Genomic DNA, 16,660 nt, shown 5'->3' on the forward strand with positions numbered 1-16,660 from the left:
ATGACGACCATTTCCCCCATCTTCGCGCATGTCCATCGTCTTTCCCTCGGCTGGCGCCGAACACCATCCGCTGTCGTTGGCACTCTCTGCGTGCCGGTTTTCATGATGCTTATCACTCGGGCCATGTTCGGGGACCTCATCCGCGCTGTCAGCCCTGACAACGAACTCGACCTCCTCCCATTGACGATCATGATGATCTTTGCCGTGGAGTTCATGTTGACGATCTCCACCTCCGCAGAGATGATCCGAGAGAAACGGCTCGGATTGGCAGCCCGATTCGCCACCACCCCATCCGGGACCCGAGCCTTCATGACCGGAAGCCTGGTTTTCAGCACCTGCCGGATGATCGTCGGCGGTCTCCTTGTGGTCGTGGTCGGATTACTCTGCGGACTGCGGATCCACACCACCGAAGCCTGGTTGTGGCTCGCCCTCTTCATCGTGTTTTGCGGCCTTGCAGCGGGATCTCTGTCAGCACTGATCGGTTCAGCATTCACGACACCGGAATCGGCGATGGCGGTTGCCCCGATAATCATGATCCTGCAGTTCTTCAACGAGGGTCTCATGCCCGCAGACAGATTCGTCGAGGTCGTCCGCCCTCTAGCGGTGAACTCACCCGTCAGTCACGCCGTCCGCACAGCTACCGGACTGAATGATGGAACGGGTGTCGGTGATTCCCTGTTGTTCTGCCTCATCTGGTTCAGTGGTGCTCTCATTCTGTTCGCGTGGGGGGCGCTCCGGGTCTCCCGAAAGAATTGCTAACGCTGTTCCATTTCCCACCTGGATGTGCATTCTGCGGTCCCCCGACGAAGTTTCCGTTGCTACCCTCGGTGCCATGTCCGCATACCCTTTCTCCCATTTCCTCTGGATCACGTTCATCTTCGCGGTCGTCCCCTCGGCCGTGTGGGGCGGGATTCTCGCGATTCTCGCATGGCGGTTCCCCGATGACCGTTCCGCATCCGGAGCTGGTCTCTGGATGACGGGCCTCCTTGGATTCTTCTCCGGGATCTTTGCGGCCGTCGGCTGGTTGAGCTGGTCGGCGGACGACCACGGAGACTTCACGGCGCCCGGGTTCCCGCCACCGACCAACTTCCCCTCCTGGCAGATCGCGGCCTGCGCCCTCACGGTCGGTGTTCTCTGGTTTTTGGCTGCCCGATTGTTCGCGTGGCGAAAGCTCGGCGGGTTCAGCACCGCGATCGGGGTGACCGCGGGGCTGGTCACCGCGTTCTGCATCGCGGCCGCGACGGACACCACGGGCCAATCGGGGGTCGGCGCCATGTTCCTCGGCGCCGGCGCCAGTGTCTCGCTGACGTTCTGCGCCGGCATCCGGGCGACTACTCTGGCGAGTCAGTCGAGAAACTCTCCCGCTTCACGCTAACCCGCTCAGATCACCGCAGTTCGATGACTTTGTCTGCGTCCCCGAGATGTTCGCCGAATCCAACAAGCACGATGAACACCGCGCCAAGGAGAAACGCGAGTGTGATCCATAAACCGTGGAACCGCGGGCCACAGAGCCGGGCGAACGAGGCCCCGAGAAACGCCCCCAGTGTGTTGAAAAGCAGATCAGTGACGTCCGAGTGCCCGAGGACGAGGACGTACTGCACTATCTCGATGCACAGACTGACTGCCACACCGACCAGGGTAACCCTCCGAAGTGCATGGTGATGATCCCCGATTAGTATGTACAGGAGCACACCGAAAGGGACGAAGAACGCGATATTACCGACCCCATCGAATACTGGCGCGAACCAACTTGTACCCCTGAATACCTCCGCGAACGGCATGAATTCCAGTGAACGGACACGCTGATTTTCCGGCCGCCACAGCAGCCCGATGACAAAAAATGCCTTCAGCATGGTTAAAGAAACCATGACTCCGCTGTAGATGATGAGAGCCACCAGCGCGGCCGCCTGCTTCCGTCGCACTATCTGCACGATTTTCCTTCCGAGCCGGAGACCACTGACCAGGAAATGCTAACACCATGCGGAACTTCATCCCCGGTGAGCGATCCACGCCACGAATGACCTCACACAAAAATCCGGTGAAACACCCTTATCGGATGCCTCACCGGACCGGAGCTACAGCGTCACGTTGTGCCGCCACTCACGATTACATCGCGAGTTCAGTCCACTCTTCAGCGGTGATGCGGGTCAAAACCTTGAAGCCATCACCCTCGGGCTTGACGATGTACGCAGTGCCCTGCGGCTCCGGGTAGATGCCAGTGGCCGCATCGAAGACGTCGTCGTGGCCGACGATGACGTTGTTCTTGCCGTCTTCGGGCTTCGTCTCGAGGAATGGGGTGATGTTGTTCTTCATCGTTTCGATCTGAGCGTCGGTGTATTCCTCGGCAGGCTCGAAGTTCAGCTTCGAGGTCTTCTCGTAACGACCGAACGCGAGATCGGCGGTGTTGTACGCACGGCAGTATTCACTGGAGACGACGTCGCCGACCGGGATCTCGAGCTTCTCGAAGGCTTCGCCGATTTCCTTGGCCTGCTTCTTGCCCAGGTCATCGAGCTGACGCTGCGTGGAGCAGTCATCGAGCTTCATGTTGGGATCTGCCTGATCGGCATAATCCTTGGCAGTGTGACCGTGCCGGATGAAGATGACGTACCCGCCGTCTTTCAGATCCTTGACGATTTCCTCGGCCGGAACAACGTTCTCGAACGTATCAGAATCGTCGTCACTCTCGGCTTCGGTACTGGTCGCCGTCGAGGACTCCTTGGCCTCATCTATGGCAGATGCTGCCGCAGAGGTAGCTTCCGCAACCTTCTCTTCGGCTTTGTCGGAACTACAGCCCGACAGCGAACCGGCCACGACCATGATGCTGGCGGTGGCGACGAGGCCGATACGACGGATCTTAGAAATCTTCATGCTTTTATACTCCTTGATTTGGCGAATGCTTATTTAGCATATCCTATCCTCTTCATTTTTGCACAGATTGTCGACCCATTCGGCCATCTCCCACCAGAACAATGGGCGGGGCCAACCTCGTCCGACCTATGAAAACGACCGTCCATTACGCACTAAAACTGCCTTTATACAGCGTTAATGCTACACATGGCCAGGTTAGCAATCCGCTAACAGTGATCTGTCTCTCGCACTGTAGAGAGATACATCACTAACCCCTCTCAGAGAAACAACCGGGACCAGAAAAGAAGAGACATGTTTGTTCTAACATCATTTCCAACGCCGTCACCGCGAACGCCACACAATGCCACCGAAACAGCTACATACAGGTGAACGCGACTACCAGTGCGACAATCGTCAGAGTCAATATTCTGGCCAATATGATTGGTCATACCTGATGATGCGTAACCGATGGCAGACGATGATCATGCAGAATCCCGCCAAGATGGTAAATGAACGATCCCAATCGATCCGCAGCGATACCGAACAGCGTTATAAATATGCACATACCCGCGGCATACAAACTGATCATGATTCCGGTCAAGGTGGGGCCGTGCCGCAGTCCGCGGAAAACGTTGATGACATGATGGTCACCATCGCGGAATATGCCATTCCGTAAGGACCGCTATCACTGCAGCCGGGGCGGGCGGGCGTCCAATAACTGCACCACCCCAGATACCGATACACACATTTCTCTCACCGGCGTCAGATCCTACGCAGCCAACTGACACATCGGGAACCATTCGGGGAACAGCGTTCCGAGAATACAAATAATCCCCACACCTCAACGAAGTGTGGGGATTATTTTTCATTTGTACCCCGTACGGGATTTGAACCCGTGCTACCGCCGTGAGAGGGCGGCGTCCTAGGCCGCTAGACGAACGGGGCTTAAAGGACGCGGAAATCATCTCCGCTGCTGGCCTACCAGGACTCGAACCTAGAACGACGGTACCAGAAACCGCTGTGTTGCCAATTACACCATAGGCCATCGTTTCACAAGCAACCGGTCGGCTTATCACCAACCGATGCGCTGTGCAACGAGGAACACTATAACCTTATTTCTCGACTACGGACAAATCTGCAGGTGGACGGCAGATTACTTCGGCCGGCCCCGGCGAGGGCACCGGGGAGACTCACCTATCTCATCACTGACTGGCCGGGGTCACCGGGGTGATCGCCCGGGCGGCACGCAGCCGCGCCAGTGTGGAGTCCTTTCCGAGAAGCTCCATCGACTCGAACAGCGGCGGGGATACCTGGCGCCCGGACACCGCGACGCGCAACGGGGTGAACGCTTTACGTGGTTTGAGCTCGAGTTCTTCGATCAGTGCCTTCTGTAGTGACTTCTCGATGACTGGGGTCGTCCAATCCTCGACGGCGTCGAGGGCACTGATGGCGGCGTTGAGCGGAGCGACCGCATCATCCTTGAGGTTCTTCCGCGCGGCCTTCTCGTCCAGCTCAAGGTCATCGTCGGAGACGACGAGGAACTCGAGCAGATCCCAGGCATCACCGAGGGTTTTGATGCGGGTCTGCACCTGCTCGGCGGCGAAGGCGAACTTGTCGGCCGGGTAATCCGAAGGGAAGCCCTTGTACTCCTCAAGGTAGCGGCGCAGACGGTCGCGGAAATCCTCGGGTTCCAGCAGTCGGATGTGGTCAGCGTTGATCGCCTCCAGCTTCTTCTGATCGAATCGGGCCGGATTGGCAAGCACATCGGTGACATCGAAGTTGGCGACGAGATCCTCGACGCTGAAAATATCCTGGTCTTTGGACAGCGACCAGCCGAGCAGGGCGAGGTAGTTGAGCATCCCCTCGGGGATGATGCCCGCGTCCCGGTGGTTGAAGAGGTTGGACTGCGGATCGCGCTTGGACAGCTTCTTGTTGCCCTCCCCCATCACGAAGGGAAGGTGACCGAACTCGGGGGTGCGATCGGCTATGCCTATACGTTCAAGAGCGGCGTACAGCGCGAGCTGACGTGGGGTCGAGGGAAGAAGGTCCTCGCCCCGCAGGACGTGGGTGATGCCCATGAGCGCATCATCGACGGGGTTGACCAGCGTGTAGAGCGGTGCACCGTTGGAGCGGGCGACGACGAAGTCCGGCTGAGTCGCCCCCTTGAACTCGATTTCACCGCGCACCAGGTCGTTCCAGGACCAGTCCTGATCAGGCATCCGCAGGCGCCAGACCGGCTTACGGCCTTCGGCCTCGAAAGCGGCGATTTGTTCCTCGGTGAGGTCCCGGTCGAAGTTGTCGTAGCCGAGTTTCGGATCGCGCCCGGCAACACGATGGCGTTCCTCGACTTCCTCGGCGGTGGAGTACGCGGGGTAGATCTCCCCGGCTTCCTTCAGTTTCCTCAGGACATCGAGGTAGATGTCCATCCGGAGGCTCTGCCGGTAGGGCTCGTGAGGGCCACCGACGACAACCCCCTCATCCCAACCGAGACCAAGCCATTCGAGGGAATCGATGATAGCCCGATACGACTCCTCCGAGTCGCGGGCAGCGTCGGTATCCTCAATCCGGAAGACCAGTTTCCCGCCGGTGTGACGGGCGTGCGCCCAGTTGAACAGGGCGGTGCGAACCATACCGACGTGAGGGGTCCCGGTGGGCGATGGGCAGAATCGAACGCGTACATCAGACATGGTTCTCCATGGTAGTCCAGAGAACCCTGGGTAGACTGTTTCCACATGCCCCATTCACGTCCCGTGACCGCCCCTGACTTCCTTCTCTCCCGGGCGCACGGTTCGGTACGCACCCAAGGGGTAAAGGACACCTTCAACGATCCGTGGGATGCAGTCACTGCGCTGAGGAAGGGACGCCACGACATGATCGTCGGCGCACTACCCTTTGATCCGGAGGCCCCGTGTGCACTGACAGTCCCGGAAACGGTCGTCCGCTCAGACTCACCGCTGGAACCCCACGCTTACTACCGTTTCGGCCCGGGTAGCGAATTGAATGCCCGCCTCGTCGGCCTCGACCCGGACGAGAAGACCCACCTGTCCCGTGTGTCGGCGGCGGTCCGAACCATCGCCCGCACCCCGTTGGAGAAGGTCGTGCTGGCCAGGGCGGTCAACATCGCCTTCGATCCCCCCGTCGATCCGCTCCTGGTGGCGGCGAGACTCATCGACCATTCCGCCAACCGTGACGGTTTCATCGCTGATCTCTCCCCCGCCGGAGGCCATTTCACAGGTAGGACACTCGTCGGCTCATCACCCGAAGTACTGGTCCGGAGGTGCGGGTCCACAGTAAGCGCCTACCCGCTGGCCGGGTCAGCAGCCCGGCTTCGGGACCGCGACCGGGATTGCCTCGTGGGTCAACAACTCCGGACCTCCACCAAAGACCTCGCGGAGCACCGCTTCGTCGTTGACGCACTCACCGCGGCGTTGTCGCCCCTGTGTTCTTCGCTTGATGTTCCGGTTCGCCCGGAATTGACCCGCACAAATGAGATGTGGCACCTGGCGACACCGATCAACGGGAGGCTGAAAGACAGCCGTACAACAGCACTCGAACTCGCTCTCACTGTGCATCCGACGCCTGCCGTCTGCGGAACCCCCACTGAAGCAGCCCAAGCTGTGATTAGTGCGGCAGAACCCGATCGAGGGTTCTACGCCGGGGCCGTCGGATGGTGCGATTCGACAGGAGACGGCGAATACGTAGTGTCCATCAGGTGTGCCGAAGTCTCTGCGGATGGGATGTCTGCCCACGCATGGGCGGGCGGAGGCATCGTCGGTGACTCCGATCCGGAGTCAGAATTGGAGGAGACCAGCGCGAAACTGCGGACGGTGCTCCGTGCCCTAGGAATCATCTGAGCACCCTCCGTGCCTTGAGCACCTGGTCCGGGTTGTCGGGGCGCGCGTTACCGCCCGGGACGGTTCCGCATTCCTCAACCGAGAAGCAGCAGTCATCGAGAAGTTCCGCTATCTCCAGGGGCCGAATGAGCTCCTCAACGTCGACGCGCAATCGGGCCGCCTGCGCTGAGGCGTCGGTATGGTGTACCACGATCAGGGTTCCACCCGGTGCGACGAGTGCCAGGAGCTTGTCCAGTGCTGCCGTTCCACGCCTCAGCGGAACGTAGCAACAGGTCACCAGATCGAAGGTTCGCCCGGTAACTGAACGCATGCCACCGGTGATCACCTCGATGTCCACCCCGGCGGATGCTGCCGCCGCTGCGGCTCTGCGGGTAGCGGTGGCGACGATGTCGACCCCCGTGACCCGCCACCCATTCTCCGCTAACCACACACAGTCCGCACCCTCACCACAGCCCACGTCGAGAGCGGTTCCGGGGCGCAGGCCAGCAGCGAGATGGGTCAAGGCATAGTTAGGACGGCCACTCCAACGCCGGGCACGGCCAACGTAGAGATGTTCCTCACCGGAGGCGGCATTGGGATGATCTGCCATCGTGATCCTCTCAGCTCGTCGCGGGCAGTGCCCGCCGTAGGCGAACAACAGGAATGTACACGGCGGTGGCTACCACGGCGTCGATGACGTTGACGATGAAACGGCTCAGGGAATCGTCGATGAACCCAGACCAGGTCACCGCAGTGAACACCAGCATCACGAGGGTGACCAGGACAGGTATCCGCAGACCACGGTGCGGAAAGTGCATCTCCACGCAGATCCCGGAGAACACCGCCGCGACGACCGCCAGCACCAGCAACGCAAGATGTATCCCGGAGAACGACGGCGTGCTATCGGGACTGAAGAAAGGCCCGAAGGCTCCCGCGTACCAGAAGATCGGGGCGAGGCTGATCACGAGCACCTGCCAGCTCGACATCTGGAGCCCCGGGAAGAATCGACGTCGGGTATCGGTCATGATTTCAAGATTAATCCGTCAGGACGGCCCCCGCCCAGTGGACGGGGCTGAGCGGATGGCGATCAGGCGCGTTCGACGGGGTTGCCGAGTCGACCGATGCCCGGAATTTCGATCTCGATGAAGTCACCCGGCTCCATCGGCGCTGTACCGGCCGGCGAGCCGGTGCAGATCACGTCGCCGGGCAGCAGCGTGATGGACGCGGTGATGAACTCGATGATCTCACCGATGTTCATGATCATCTGGTTGGAGTTGGAGTCCTGCTTCGTCTCCGTCGAACCGTCACGGGTGAGGTGCGCCTTGATCGGCAGGTTGGTGGTGTCGATGGAGTCGAGGTCCGTCTCCATCCAGGGGCCGAGCGGGCAGAAGGTGTCGATGCCCTTGGCACGGGCCCACTGTCCGTCAGCGAACTGGAGGTCACGGGAGGACACGTCGTTGACGATGGTGAATCCGCGGATCACGGACTTCCAGTCGGCAGCCTTGATGTTCTTGCAGGGCTTGCCGACGACGAGGGCGAGTTCGCCCTCGAATTCCACGTTGGTGGCGAACTCGGGGATCCGGATGGCCGCGCCCGGCCCGATCACCGCGGTGTTCGGCTTGATGAACAGGGTCGGCGGCAGTGATTCCGCGGACTTCTTGAACACCTCGGCGACGTGGTCGGCGTAGTTGCGGCCGATGGCCACGACCTTCGACGGGAGCGAGGGTGCCAGCAGACGAACCTCCTTCAGGGGCCACTGGCGGCCGGTAAAGGAGGGCTCGGTGAATGGGGTGCCCTCGACCTCACGGCACACCGTTGCATCGCCGTCGCCCTCCACGACCGCGAAGCACAGACCATCAGGGGTGGCAATTCGTCCAAAACGCATGCGGACGATTCTAGCGCCACGGACAACGGGGGGAGACATCGGGGCCGCACCTGTGCTGTCCACGGTTCCCCGGGCCCGCGACAACGGATCACCGCACCCGTGACATATGACAGTGTCCGTACGGTGCGACGTACCGTTTAGTGGGTGCATGAACGCTACGGATCCGTGCACCCCCAGACTGTCCCCCACCCACCGGAGGCCACCCCGTGACGACAACAGATGAACGTTTCCGATCGAACGCGATCACCGCCGCGCCGGCACTGCTGACGCTCATACCGGGCGTCGTCTACGGTCCGGAGTATCTCCCGTACACGCTAAGCCCCTGGATCCTCTATCCCTGCGTCATCGCGCTCCTGGTGGCGTACGGCGGGTTGTTCCTCTGGCTGTTCCACCGCGGCGGACGCCATCTCGCACTCCGCCGGCGGGTGTGGGGCGCGGGAGGACTGACGGCCATCGCCGGGCTGATGCTGCCGCTGAACCCGGATTCGTCGGCGGCGGGATTCTTCCTCGCCGCGCTCTGGCTCGTCTGTTCCTGTCCGTGGCGCGTCTGGTTGCCTGGCTGTGTCCTCTTCGTCGTTCTCGAGATCGTCGCCCAATTCTCGGCCCTAAAGTTGATGGGCGTCGGGATGGGGATTATCTTTCTCTACCCCGGTGCGCCGCTCATCCTCATCATCGGGGCCATCCGGGTGTTTACGGGAAGGCAGCGCCGGGGAAGCCTGGAGATCGCGGGAGCGGTGACCTCCGAACGCTCCAGATTGGCGCTCGACATCCACGACACGGTGGGGCAGACACTGACCGCCGCGGTAGTGAAACTGCAGGTCGCCGGGCAGCTCTTCGATTCCGCGTCCTCGAATGGAGCGAGCGCGGATGACCTCGGCGCTCGCGCCCGCAGGGAGATGGATGAATCGGAGGAACTCGTCCGCCGCGCACTGACGGAGCTGCGGGCGCTCATCGGTGATCTCCACGATTCCGGTCTCGCTCGGGAACTCGATCACGCGGAAGACATCCTCACCGCCGCCGGAATCACCCCGGTGATCCCCCGGCGCGGTGTGGAGCTGGTCCCGGAGTCGTTGAGCCCCGTGATGGGGTGGGTCGTGCGGGAGGCCGTGACCAACGTGGTCCGGCATTCCGGTGCGGATGAATGCCGGATCCGGGTTGAGTCGGACCGGATCATCGTCACGGACGACGGGCGGGGGCCCGGTGCGACGGATGCCCCCGGCACCGGGACAGCGTCGATGACGAAACGTGTCCGGCATTCCGGTGGGACACTGCGGATCACCGCAACCGAACCAACCGGAACCCGCGTCGAGGCACGGTGGTCATGACCGGGCGGATACGGATCATCATCGCCGACGATCAGGCACTCGTCCGGGGCGCGGTCGCCGCGCTGCTGTCCCTGCAGGCCGACATCGAGGTCGTCGCCGAATGCGCGGACGGCGCCGAAACCGTTGACGCCGCGCGACGTCTGGAACCCCACGTGTGCCTGCTCGACATCGAGATGCCCGGCATGGACGGACTCACCGCGACGCAGGCGATCCGTGCGCTCCCGAACCCGCCGAAGGTACTCATCGTCACCACCTTCGGGCGGATCGGGTACCTGAAGCGGGCTCTCGACGCCGGTGCCTCCGGGTTCACCGTGAAGACGGCACCCGCGGGCGAACTCGCGGAGGCGGTCCGCCGGGTCCACCGGGGGCTCCGGGCGATCGACCCCGTGCTCGCCCGGGAGTCACTTTCCTCCGGAACCAATCCCCTGACCGCACGCGAGTGCGACGTCCTCCGACTGAGCCTGACCGGAGACACCATCGCGGGAATCGCCGGACATCTGGGGCTTTCCCCCGGTACCGTGCGCAACCACATCAGTCACGCGATGGCGAAAACCCACGCCGTCACCCGGACAGAAGCCGCCGTCACCGCCCGCGAACACGGCTGGATCTAGTTCCGCACCCGATCAACGAGCCATGACATCTGTCACCGCCAGGTGGTGACATTCCGGGGATGTACACCATCACAATGACCAGTGAGATGGATGACATGAGAAGCACAGACCACACCACACCAGCAATCTCGATCACCGGAGTGACGAGGACCTTCGGTTCGGGTGATCGGGCGGTCCGGGCCGTCGACGACGTCACCCTGGAGATCAACGCCGGCGAGATCGTCGCCCTGCTCGGCCCCAACGGCGCGGGAAAAACGAGCCTCATCGACATGATCTGCGGATTCTCCACACCCGGGAACGGCTCCATCCGGGTGTTCGGCGGGCAGCCGTCAGCGGTCACCGGCAGCGGGCGGATCGCCTGCGTCCCCCAGTCAGGCGGGCTCAATCCTTACCTGACGGTGCAGAAGACCCTTCTACTCATCGCTGCCGCACAAGGGGTGGACACAGGACGCATCGACGAAGTCGCCGAACGGGCGGGGATCACCGGGCTGATGAAGCGCCGGGTGAAGAGCTGCTCCGGCGGGGAACAGCAGCGCATCAAGTTCGCGGTTTCCCTGATCGCGGACCCCGACCTGATCATCCTCGATGAACCGACCACGGGCATGGACACTGGTGCCCGGCGCGAGTTCTGGGCCGCGATATCCCGGGATGCGGACGCCGGGCGGACGATCATCTTCGCGACGCACTACCTCGCCGAGGCCGAAGAACACGCGGAACGCGTCGTGGTGATGGCACACGGGAGGATCATCTCCGACGGGTCGGTGCACGACCTCCTGGGGGCCAGGGCGCGGACGGTCACGATCACTGGAGCACCACCAGAGGCTGTGTCCCTCGCATGCACCGGTCTCGACGCCCGGGTGGACGGTGACCGCATCACCGTCGCACCAAACCACTCCGATGAACTCGCCCGTCGGCTCCTCCGGATCCCGGGCGTCCGGGACCTGATCATCCACCAGCCGTCCCTCGAGCAGGTCTTCCTCGAGCTCACCGCTGACTCCACGGCCCGAGCGACGGCTACGGGCGTCGACACGCACAGCGCACACTGAAAGGCAGTAGACCATGACGACCACATTCCTCAACCGTCTCCTCCGCTACACACTCACCGACATCTCCATCATGCTCGCCGCGGTATTCCTCCCAGTGGCTGTGTACCTGGGTGTCACCTTCGACACCGGACAGTGGAATACCCCTGCCGGGCCGGTCGCGAACCTGCACTTTATCGTCGCCATGTCCATCGCGCTCTACGGCACGGCGACCGTCGCCGCGAACGAGGGCGCGACGATCACGGCGGAACGGGACACGAACTGGCTGCGGACCATCGCCCTCACCCGCCTGGGGATGAACCGCTACATTGCGGTGAAGCTACTCATCACGTTGGTGGTGTCCGTCGTGCCGATCCTCGCGATCGCGGCGATCTCCCCACTGCGTGGTGCCGAGGCCCCGGTCAGCATGTGGTTCGCTGTCGGCACCTGCTGTCTCTTCGGCACCGTGGTCTTCGGTCTCTTCGGTCTCATGATGGGACTCTGGTTCTCCGGGTCCACGGTCACCCGCTACATGGGATTGATCATGATGCTCATCGCGTTCATGGGCAACCTCTTCCTGCCGCTCGAGGGCATGCTCCTGGACCTCGCGCGCTTCACCCCGATGTTCGGACCGGGCATGCTCACCCGCTCGGTCATCTGGTACCTGAGTCCCGACACCGGTGGCGGGGCGGACAACCAATTGTTCCCGCTGTGGCAACTCATCCTTAACATGGGGGCATGGACGCTCATCTTCGTCGCGCTCGCGTGGCTCGGTCACCGCAGAGGGCTGCGCAGGTGAACTCCACCACCAGTGCTGGCCGGCGGGACCTGATCTCCGTCCCCGCGGCGCTGACCACCGCCCTCTGGCTGGTATTCCTCGCCCCGGCCATCGCCGAGGCCCTCACCGGGGATCACCCGGTGTGGGTGCGGGTGGTATCCGTGACCATCATCCCCGTGTTCGGTGGTCTCTACGTCGCCCTGTACGGGTTTCTCCTGACGAAGCGGGCGTCCCCGATGACCCGGCACAGATCCCTCATGGGCCTGGCCGGTTTGCTCGGGCTCACGGTGCTCAACTGGCTCCTCATCGGCCCCACCGCGCTCGGCATGCTCTACTACCCGGTCGCGTGGGCCGGGATAGCGCTGCCGATCCTGGTCAGCGCACCTTTGATCGGCGGGTCCGTCGTGGTGTTCTTCCTGGCCGGGATGGAAAACCCGGTGCCGATGTCCATCGGGATCATCATCCTCGGCTGGGCGATGATACTGACGCAGCACTACCGGTACCTCGGACTGCGGGAGGCCGAGACGCAGAACAAGCTCGCGATCCTCACGGAGCGGGAGCGCCTCGCCCGGGACATGCACGACACCGTCGGGCAGACGCTGACCGCCGTCACCGTCAAACTCCAGCTCGCCGAGCGTCTCGTCGACACGGCACCGGAGGATGCGCGCGGTGAGATCGCGGAATCCCGTGAGCTGACCCGGCGGGCGCTGAACGAGCTCCGCAGCGTCGTGGCGGGACTGCGGGAGTCGTCGCTGGATTTCGAGCTGTCCTGTGCAGCGGACATCCTCGGGGCCGCGGGCATCCGCGCCGAGCTCCCCGAGAATCCGGCGGTCGACGAGGACGTGGAGAAACCGATGGCCTGGGTCGTCCGGGAGGCCACCACGAACGTCGTCCGCCACTCCCGGGCGCGCACCTGCCGAATCACCGTCGGCCCATGCAGGCTCGTGGTCGCCGACGACGGCACCGGGTTCCGGGCTGACCCGGAGCAGAGAGGTAACGGGCTGGGCTCGATGCAGAGCCGCGTCGAATCATCCGGTGGGACATTCACCGTGGATAGCGGGGAGAACTCGGGGACGACAGTGGAGGCGACATGGCCGTGACAGACAACAGCATCCGCGTCCTCATCGCGGAGGACCAGGCCCTCGTCCGGGGAGCGCTCGTGGCCCTGCTCAACCTCGAACGCGACATCGACGTCATCGCCGACTGCGGCGACGGCGCCACCGCCGTCAATCTCGCCGCCGACCACCGGCCCGACGTGTGCCTGCTCGACATAGAGATGCCCGGGACGGACGGGATCACCGCGACCCGGGAGATCCGCGCGCTGGATGATGCACCGCGCGTGCTGATACTCACCACCTTCGGTCGCGCCGGATATCTGCGACGCGCGATGGACTCCGGGGCCAGCGGCTTCATGGTGAAGGACTCCCCAGCGGAGGAACTCGCCGAAGCGATCCGCCGCATCCACGCCGGACTCACCGTGATCGACCCCGCTCTCGCCCGGGACTCACTCGCCGCCGGGCACAGCCCGTTGACCGAGCGCGAGGCCGAATTGCTCCGTCTGGCGCTCACCGGGGCGACAGTGGCCGACATCGCCGCAAGCGTGCACCTGACCCAGGGGACGGTACGTAATCACCTGAGTCGCGCGATAGCCAAGACCCACACCGCCAACCGGATGGAGGCCGCCGTCACCGCGCGGGACCTGGGGTGGATCTAGGGGAGGTCAATCAGCAGATCAGCGATGTGTTGCGGGTTCCCAGTAGCGGAAGATACTGCACACGTTCACTCCGTGACACAAGGGTCACGGCTGCATCGTCTTCATCGTGTCGCCCCGCGCGTTCGCCGCGAGCGCCAGATACAGCTCCGCGCACGCCAGTGCGTCGGTGAGTGCGTTGTGACTGCGGTAGAACGGCAGGCCGTAGCGCCCACGTACCCGGGTCAGGCGCAGATCCTCACCCCTCGGATAGGTGCCCATGCGTTCCATGTGGCGGCGTTCGACGGCGAAGGTGTCGACGACCGGGACCATCAGATCGGCACCGAACATCTGCCTGCACGCGTACCCGAGGAATCCCTGCTCCATGTGCGCGTAGTGGACGAGCATGGCCCGCCCCGCGAGTGCGTCCAGCAGCCGCGCCACCGCCACAGCCGGGTCCTCACCGGCGGCGACGGTGTCGTCCGTCAGACCGTGGACGGTCGCGGACTCCCCCACCGAATCATCCCCCTCGCCGCTGCGGAGCACGACATGCCCGGCACCGGACAAGTCGATGGCTCTGCCGTTGACGGGTACCCAGCCGATCGACAACAAGCGGTCCTGCCCCGGGGTGAGGCCGGTGGTCTCCACGTCGACGGCGAGCAACGGCAGTGTGTCCAGTTTGTCGGAGGGAACCGGGAAACTCGCGCGGTAGAACTCAGCGAGTGGTCCGGTCGCCGCCCGAATCGTGCGGGAACGTTTGTCCAGACCGAACATCAGATGCTCCTGATCGGATACTTCGTAGCCAGTGCGTTCTGCATGTTCTTAATGATCTGGAAGGCGTCGCGCAGATGCTCGGAGTCGAGTTTGCCCAGCGCCTTCGGGTTGATGTGGTAGTTCGGTTCCTCACCACGTCGAACCTGTTCCGTCTGCTGTTTGAGGGCGATGGTGTTGAGGAAGTCGAAGGCGTCGATGAGTTCGGCTGCGCCGCCAGTCGATACCGCTCCCTGCCCAGCGCTGAGTTTCAGGCGTTGGCGGGTGCCGACGGCGTCGATACCGCTGGAGAGGGCGAACAGGCGGGCCATCTGGACGATCGCGGCGGTACCGCCTTTCTTCACATCGAGGGTGTTCGCGTAGTCACCCGAGCGATCCACCACCAGCCCCCGGAAAAGTCCGAGCGGTGGTTCGCGGCGTGCCGCCAGTGCACCGAGGTGTGCGTGCATCCGCTGCGCCCCCTTGGCCTGCTGGACCGCGAACTCATGCACCTGTTCGGCGAGGCTCTCATCACCGTGGATCGCCCGGAAATCAAAGAACGTCTGGGCATGGAGCAGGGCGTCTGGTTCGGGTGCGGTGATCCAGTTGTGGAACGTGGAGATCCACGTCGAGACCGTCATCCGCCAGTCCGGGTTCATCGCCATCATGTTGCCTGGACAGAGCACCTGGCCAGCGGCGGCCAATCCTTCACAGACGTACGTCGCGAGATTAGCGAAATACTGGCCGTGTTCCGCTTCATCATAGGAATCATCCAGGACCATCGCATTGTCCTGATCGCTGGCCAGGCCCATGCCTCGGCGTCCCTGTGAACCGACGACGACGAAGGTGTAGGGCACGGGCGGGTCGCCGAACTTTTCTTCCCCCAGTTGCAGCAGACGCCGTGCGAGACCGTCCGCCGCGACAGTGAGCAGCCCGGTGACCTCCTCTGAACTCGCGCCGCGTTCGATGAACCGGACCGCGACGTCGTGGGCGTTGTCGTAGACCTCCTTCAGCTCATCCGGAGTGTTGCGTCTGGAGAGATCCGCTGTGAGGTAGATCGGGTCATGGCGTAGGAGCCGCATGATGTCCGAGGAACTTACCAGCCCCACGAGGCGGCCTGACTCGACGACCGGCAGGTGATGAACCCGGCGTTCAGCCATGAGCAGCATCGCCTCGAAAGCGGGCATGTCAGGGGTCGCGGTCTTCGGCCCTGCCGTCATGATCGAGCTGATCGGCCCATCCAGGTCGGTTCCCCGGGCGATCCCACCCCGCATGTCGCGGTCGGTGACGATCCCCGCAAGATTCCCGGAGCGCGTGATCAACAGGGAAGATACTCGCTTATCCTCCATCTTTTGTGCGGCCTGTCTCATGGTCACGCCGTCCTCGACCGATACTGGTTCGGTAACCATGAAGTCCTCGACGAGGGTCCTGAGGACATCGGAGGCGGAGTCCTGCCGCAATGTTGCGGCGGCGGCAGCGATCCGGGCAGACTGACCGGAGTAGTACCGCTGCACTTGGGGATGTTCTTCGGCCAGCACCGCGAACGCCGCACGCGGAAGAATGAGAAGGAGTGTGTCCTCAACGGCGATCATGTCGTACCGTGAGGCCGCATTGTCCCCCACGAGCGTCGAATAGCCGAAGGTACGGCCTGCTCCGCGACGATCCAGAAGAATGCCGTCGGAATCCGTGATATCCACGGCACCTGACCGGATGAGGTGGAGCGCGTCGTTCGTGTCCCCCGTCCCGACGATCGTCGCCCCACGACGAACATAGCGCATCTCCATCTGCGCGGGCAGTTCGTCCAGTACGTCCTCCGGTAATTGCGCGAACGGATCGGTGGTGGCGAGGAAGTCGCGGACCTCGTCAAGTTCAACAGACATGAAGCCAGTCTATCTGGTGATAGACAACACAGTGACCCT

At 62.9% G+C, this 16,660-nt stretch carries 18 protein-coding genes and 2 tRNA genes; 10 read left to right on the forward strand and 10 right to left on the reverse strand.

The window, feature by feature from the left end:
* Both QWU44_RS07085 and QWU44_RS07090 read left to right on the forward strand, forming a co-directional pair.
* The gene (locus QWU44_RS07085; protein WP_370914994.1) at positions 1–759 is read left to right on the forward strand and encodes an ABC transporter permease; all 759 of its coding nucleotides are present in this window, start codon (positions 1–3) and stop codon (positions 757–759) included.
* Between the two features lie 73 nt (positions 760–832).
* Positions 833–1,375: a hypothetical protein gene (locus tag QWU44_RS07090; protein ID WP_370914995.1), complete on the forward strand. Its 543-nt coding sequence runs from the start codon at positions 833–835 to the stop codon at positions 1,373–1,375.
* A 10-nt stretch (positions 1,376–1,385) separates the two neighbouring features.
* Here the strand turns inward: QWU44_RS07090 and QWU44_RS07095 are convergent, their stop codons facing one another.
* Complete coding sequence (locus QWU44_RS07095) at positions 1,386–1,922, reverse strand: VanZ family protein (RefSeq protein ID WP_370914996.1); 537 nt, start codon at positions 1,920–1,922, stop codon at positions 1,386–1,388.
* A gap of 184 nt (positions 1,923–2,106) precedes the next feature.
* Positions 2,107–2,868: a histidine phosphatase family protein gene (locus QWU44_RS07100; protein ID WP_370914997.1), complete on the reverse strand. Its 762-nt coding sequence runs from the start codon at positions 2,866–2,868 to the stop codon at positions 2,107–2,109.
* 340 nt (positions 2,869–3,208) lie between these two features.
* Between QWU44_RS07100 and QWU44_RS07105 the strand changes: the two genes are divergently transcribed.
* Positions 3,209–3,523, forward strand: a complete 315-nt coding sequence (locus tag QWU44_RS07105; protein WP_370914998.1) for a hypothetical protein — start codon at positions 3,209–3,211, stop codon at positions 3,521–3,523.
* A gap of 196 nt (positions 3,524–3,719) precedes the next feature.
* Here the strand turns inward: QWU44_RS07105 and QWU44_RS07110 are convergent.
* The 3 genes from QWU44_RS07110 to gltX form a co-directional block, all read right to left on the reverse strand.
* Positions 3,720–3,792, reverse strand: a tRNA-Glu gene (locus QWU44_RS07110).
* 28 nt (positions 3,793–3,820) lie between these two features.
* A tRNA-Gln gene (locus QWU44_RS07115) sits at positions 3,821–3,892 on the reverse strand.
* A 157-nt stretch (positions 3,893–4,049) separates the two neighbouring features.
* Positions 4,050–5,534 carry a glutamate--tRNA ligase gene (gene gltX, locus QWU44_RS07120; protein ID WP_370914999.1) on the reverse strand — a complete coding sequence of 495 codons (1,485 nt, stop codon included), beginning with the start codon at positions 5,532–5,534 and terminating at the stop codon, positions 4,050–4,052.
* 45 nt (positions 5,535–5,579) lie between these two features.
* On the opposite strand from gltX, the gene QWU44_RS07125 reads away from it, so the two are divergent.
* Positions 5,580–6,701 (forward strand): isochorismate synthase MenF, encoded by a 1,122-nt coding sequence (locus tag QWU44_RS07125; protein ID WP_370915000.1) that lies wholly within the window; start codon positions 5,580–5,582, stop codon positions 6,699–6,701.
* Here QWU44_RS07125 and QWU44_RS07130 read toward each other — a convergent pair.
* From QWU44_RS07130 to QWU44_RS07140, 3 genes are all read right to left on the reverse strand, one after another.
* On the reverse strand, positions 6,694–7,290 hold the full coding sequence (locus QWU44_RS07130; RefSeq protein ID WP_370915001.1) for a class I SAM-dependent methyltransferase: 597 nt from the start codon (positions 7,288–7,290) through the stop codon (positions 6,694–6,696). The genes QWU44_RS07125 and QWU44_RS07130 overlap by 8 nt on opposite strands.
* 10 nt (positions 7,291–7,300) lie before the next feature.
* Positions 7,301–7,705 (reverse strand): hypothetical protein, encoded by a 405-nt coding sequence (locus tag QWU44_RS07135; RefSeq protein WP_370915002.1) that lies wholly within the window; start codon positions 7,703–7,705, stop codon positions 7,301–7,303.
* A 62-nt stretch (positions 7,706–7,767) separates the two neighbouring features.
* The gene (locus QWU44_RS07140; protein ID WP_370915003.1) at positions 7,768–8,565 is read right to left on the reverse strand and encodes a fumarylacetoacetate hydrolase family protein; all 798 of its coding nucleotides are present in this window, start codon (positions 8,563–8,565) and stop codon (positions 7,768–7,770) included.
* Between the two features lie 206 nt (positions 8,566–8,771).
* On the opposite strand from QWU44_RS07140, the gene QWU44_RS07145 reads away from it, so the two are divergent.
* The 6 genes from QWU44_RS07145 to QWU44_RS07170 all read left to right on the forward strand — a co-directional run bounded on the left by QWU44_RS07145 (position 8,772) and on the right by QWU44_RS07170 (position 14,015).
* Positions 8,772–9,890: a sensor histidine kinase gene (locus QWU44_RS07145; protein WP_370915004.1), complete on the forward strand. Its 1,119-nt coding sequence runs from the start codon at positions 8,772–8,774 to the stop codon at positions 9,888–9,890.
* On the forward strand, positions 9,887–10,501 hold the full coding sequence (locus QWU44_RS07150) for a response regulator transcription factor (RefSeq protein WP_267173364.1): 615 nt from the start codon (positions 9,887–9,889) through the stop codon (positions 10,499–10,501). The genes QWU44_RS07145 and QWU44_RS07150 overlap by 4 nt, the downstream gene beginning before the upstream one ends.
* A 74-nt stretch (positions 10,502–10,575) precedes the next feature.
* Positions 10,576–11,547, forward strand: a complete 972-nt coding sequence (locus QWU44_RS07155) for an ABC transporter ATP-binding protein (RefSeq protein ID WP_370915005.1) — start codon at positions 10,576–10,578, stop codon at positions 11,545–11,547.
* A 13-nt stretch (positions 11,548–11,560) separates the two neighbouring features.
* Entirely contained in the window at positions 11,561–12,322 is a 762-nt protein-coding gene (locus QWU44_RS07160) for a hypothetical protein (RefSeq protein WP_370915006.1), read from the forward strand.
* A complete protein-coding gene (locus QWU44_RS07165; RefSeq protein WP_370915007.1) occupies positions 12,319–13,401 on the forward strand; it encodes a sensor histidine kinase in 1,083 nt (360 codons plus the stop codon). The genes QWU44_RS07160 and QWU44_RS07165 overlap by 4 nt, the downstream gene beginning before the upstream one ends.
* Positions 13,398–14,015, forward strand: coding sequence for a response regulator (locus QWU44_RS07170; protein ID WP_370915008.1), 618 nt, complete (start codon positions 13,398–13,400; stop codon positions 14,013–14,015). Before QWU44_RS07165 ends, QWU44_RS07170 begins: the two co-directional genes overlap by 4 nt.
* 84 nt (positions 14,016–14,099) lie before the next feature.
* Here the strand turns inward: QWU44_RS07170 and QWU44_RS07175 are convergent, their stop codons facing one another.
* Entirely contained in the window at positions 14,100–14,765 is a 666-nt protein-coding gene (locus tag QWU44_RS07175) for an exonuclease domain-containing protein (RefSeq protein ID WP_370915009.1), read from the reverse strand.
* On the reverse strand, positions 14,765–16,621 hold the full coding sequence (locus QWU44_RS07180; RefSeq protein ID WP_370915010.1) for a DUF294 nucleotidyltransferase-like domain-containing protein: 1,857 nt from the start codon (positions 16,619–16,621) through the stop codon (positions 14,765–14,767). Before QWU44_RS07180 ends, QWU44_RS07175 begins: the two co-directional genes overlap by 1 nt.
* Positions 16,622–16,660 lie beyond the last annotated feature (39 nt).

This window comes from Corynebacterium sp. CCM 9203, assembly GCF_041357675.1.
Classification (GTDB): domain Bacteria; phylum Actinomycetota; class Actinomycetes; order Mycobacteriales; family Mycobacteriaceae; genus Corynebacterium.

Excerpts from the sequence above, each read along its gene's own strand:
- QWU44_RS07085 (WP_370914994.1), top strand. The coding sequence starts at position 1 with ATGACGACCATTTCCCCCATCTTCGCGCATGTCCATCGTCTTTCCCTC.
- QWU44_RS07090 (WP_370914995.1), top strand. The coding sequence starts at position 833 with ATGTCCGCATACCCTTTCTCCCATTTCCTCTGGATCACGTTCATCTTC.
- QWU44_RS07100 (WP_370914997.1), bottom strand. The coding sequence starts at position 2,868 with ATGAAGATTTCTAAGATCCGTCGTATCGGCCTCGTCGCCACCGCCAGC.
- QWU44_RS07105 (WP_370914998.1), top strand. The coding sequence starts at position 3,209 with ATGCCACCGAAACAGCTACATACAGGTGAACGCGACTACCAGTGCGAC.
- gltX (WP_370914999.1), bottom strand. The coding sequence starts at position 5,534 with ATGTCTGATGTACGCGTTCGATTCTGCCCATCGCCCACCGGGACCCCT.
- QWU44_RS07125 (WP_370915000.1), top strand. The coding sequence starts at position 5,580 with ATGCCCCATTCACGTCCCGTGACCGCCCCTGACTTCCTTCTCTCCCGG.
- QWU44_RS07130 (WP_370915001.1), bottom strand. The coding sequence starts at position 7,290 with ATGGCAGATCATCCCAATGCCGCCTCCGGTGAGGAACATCTCTACGTT.
- QWU44_RS07135 (WP_370915002.1), bottom strand. The coding sequence starts at position 7,705 with ATGACCGATACCCGACGTCGATTCTTCCCGGGGCTCCAGATGTCGAGC.
- QWU44_RS07140 (WP_370915003.1), bottom strand. The coding sequence starts at position 8,565 with ATGCGTTTTGGACGAATTGCCACCCCTGATGGTCTGTGCTTCGCGGTC.
- QWU44_RS07150 (WP_267173364.1), top strand. The coding sequence starts at position 9,887 with ATGACCGGGCGGATACGGATCATCATCGCCGACGATCAGGCACTCGTC.
- QWU44_RS07155 (WP_370915005.1), top strand. The coding sequence starts at position 10,576 with ATGACCAGTGAGATGGATGACATGAGAAGCACAGACCACACCACACCA.
- QWU44_RS07160 (WP_370915006.1), top strand. The coding sequence starts at position 11,561 with ATGACGACCACATTCCTCAACCGTCTCCTCCGCTACACACTCACCGAC.
- QWU44_RS07175 (WP_370915009.1), bottom strand. The coding sequence starts at position 14,765 with ATGTTCGGTCTGGACAAACGTTCCCGCACGATTCGGGCGGCGACCGGA.
- QWU44_RS07180 (WP_370915010.1), bottom strand. The coding sequence starts at position 16,621 with ATGTCTGTTGAACTTGACGAGGTCCGCGACTTCCTCGCCACCACCGAT.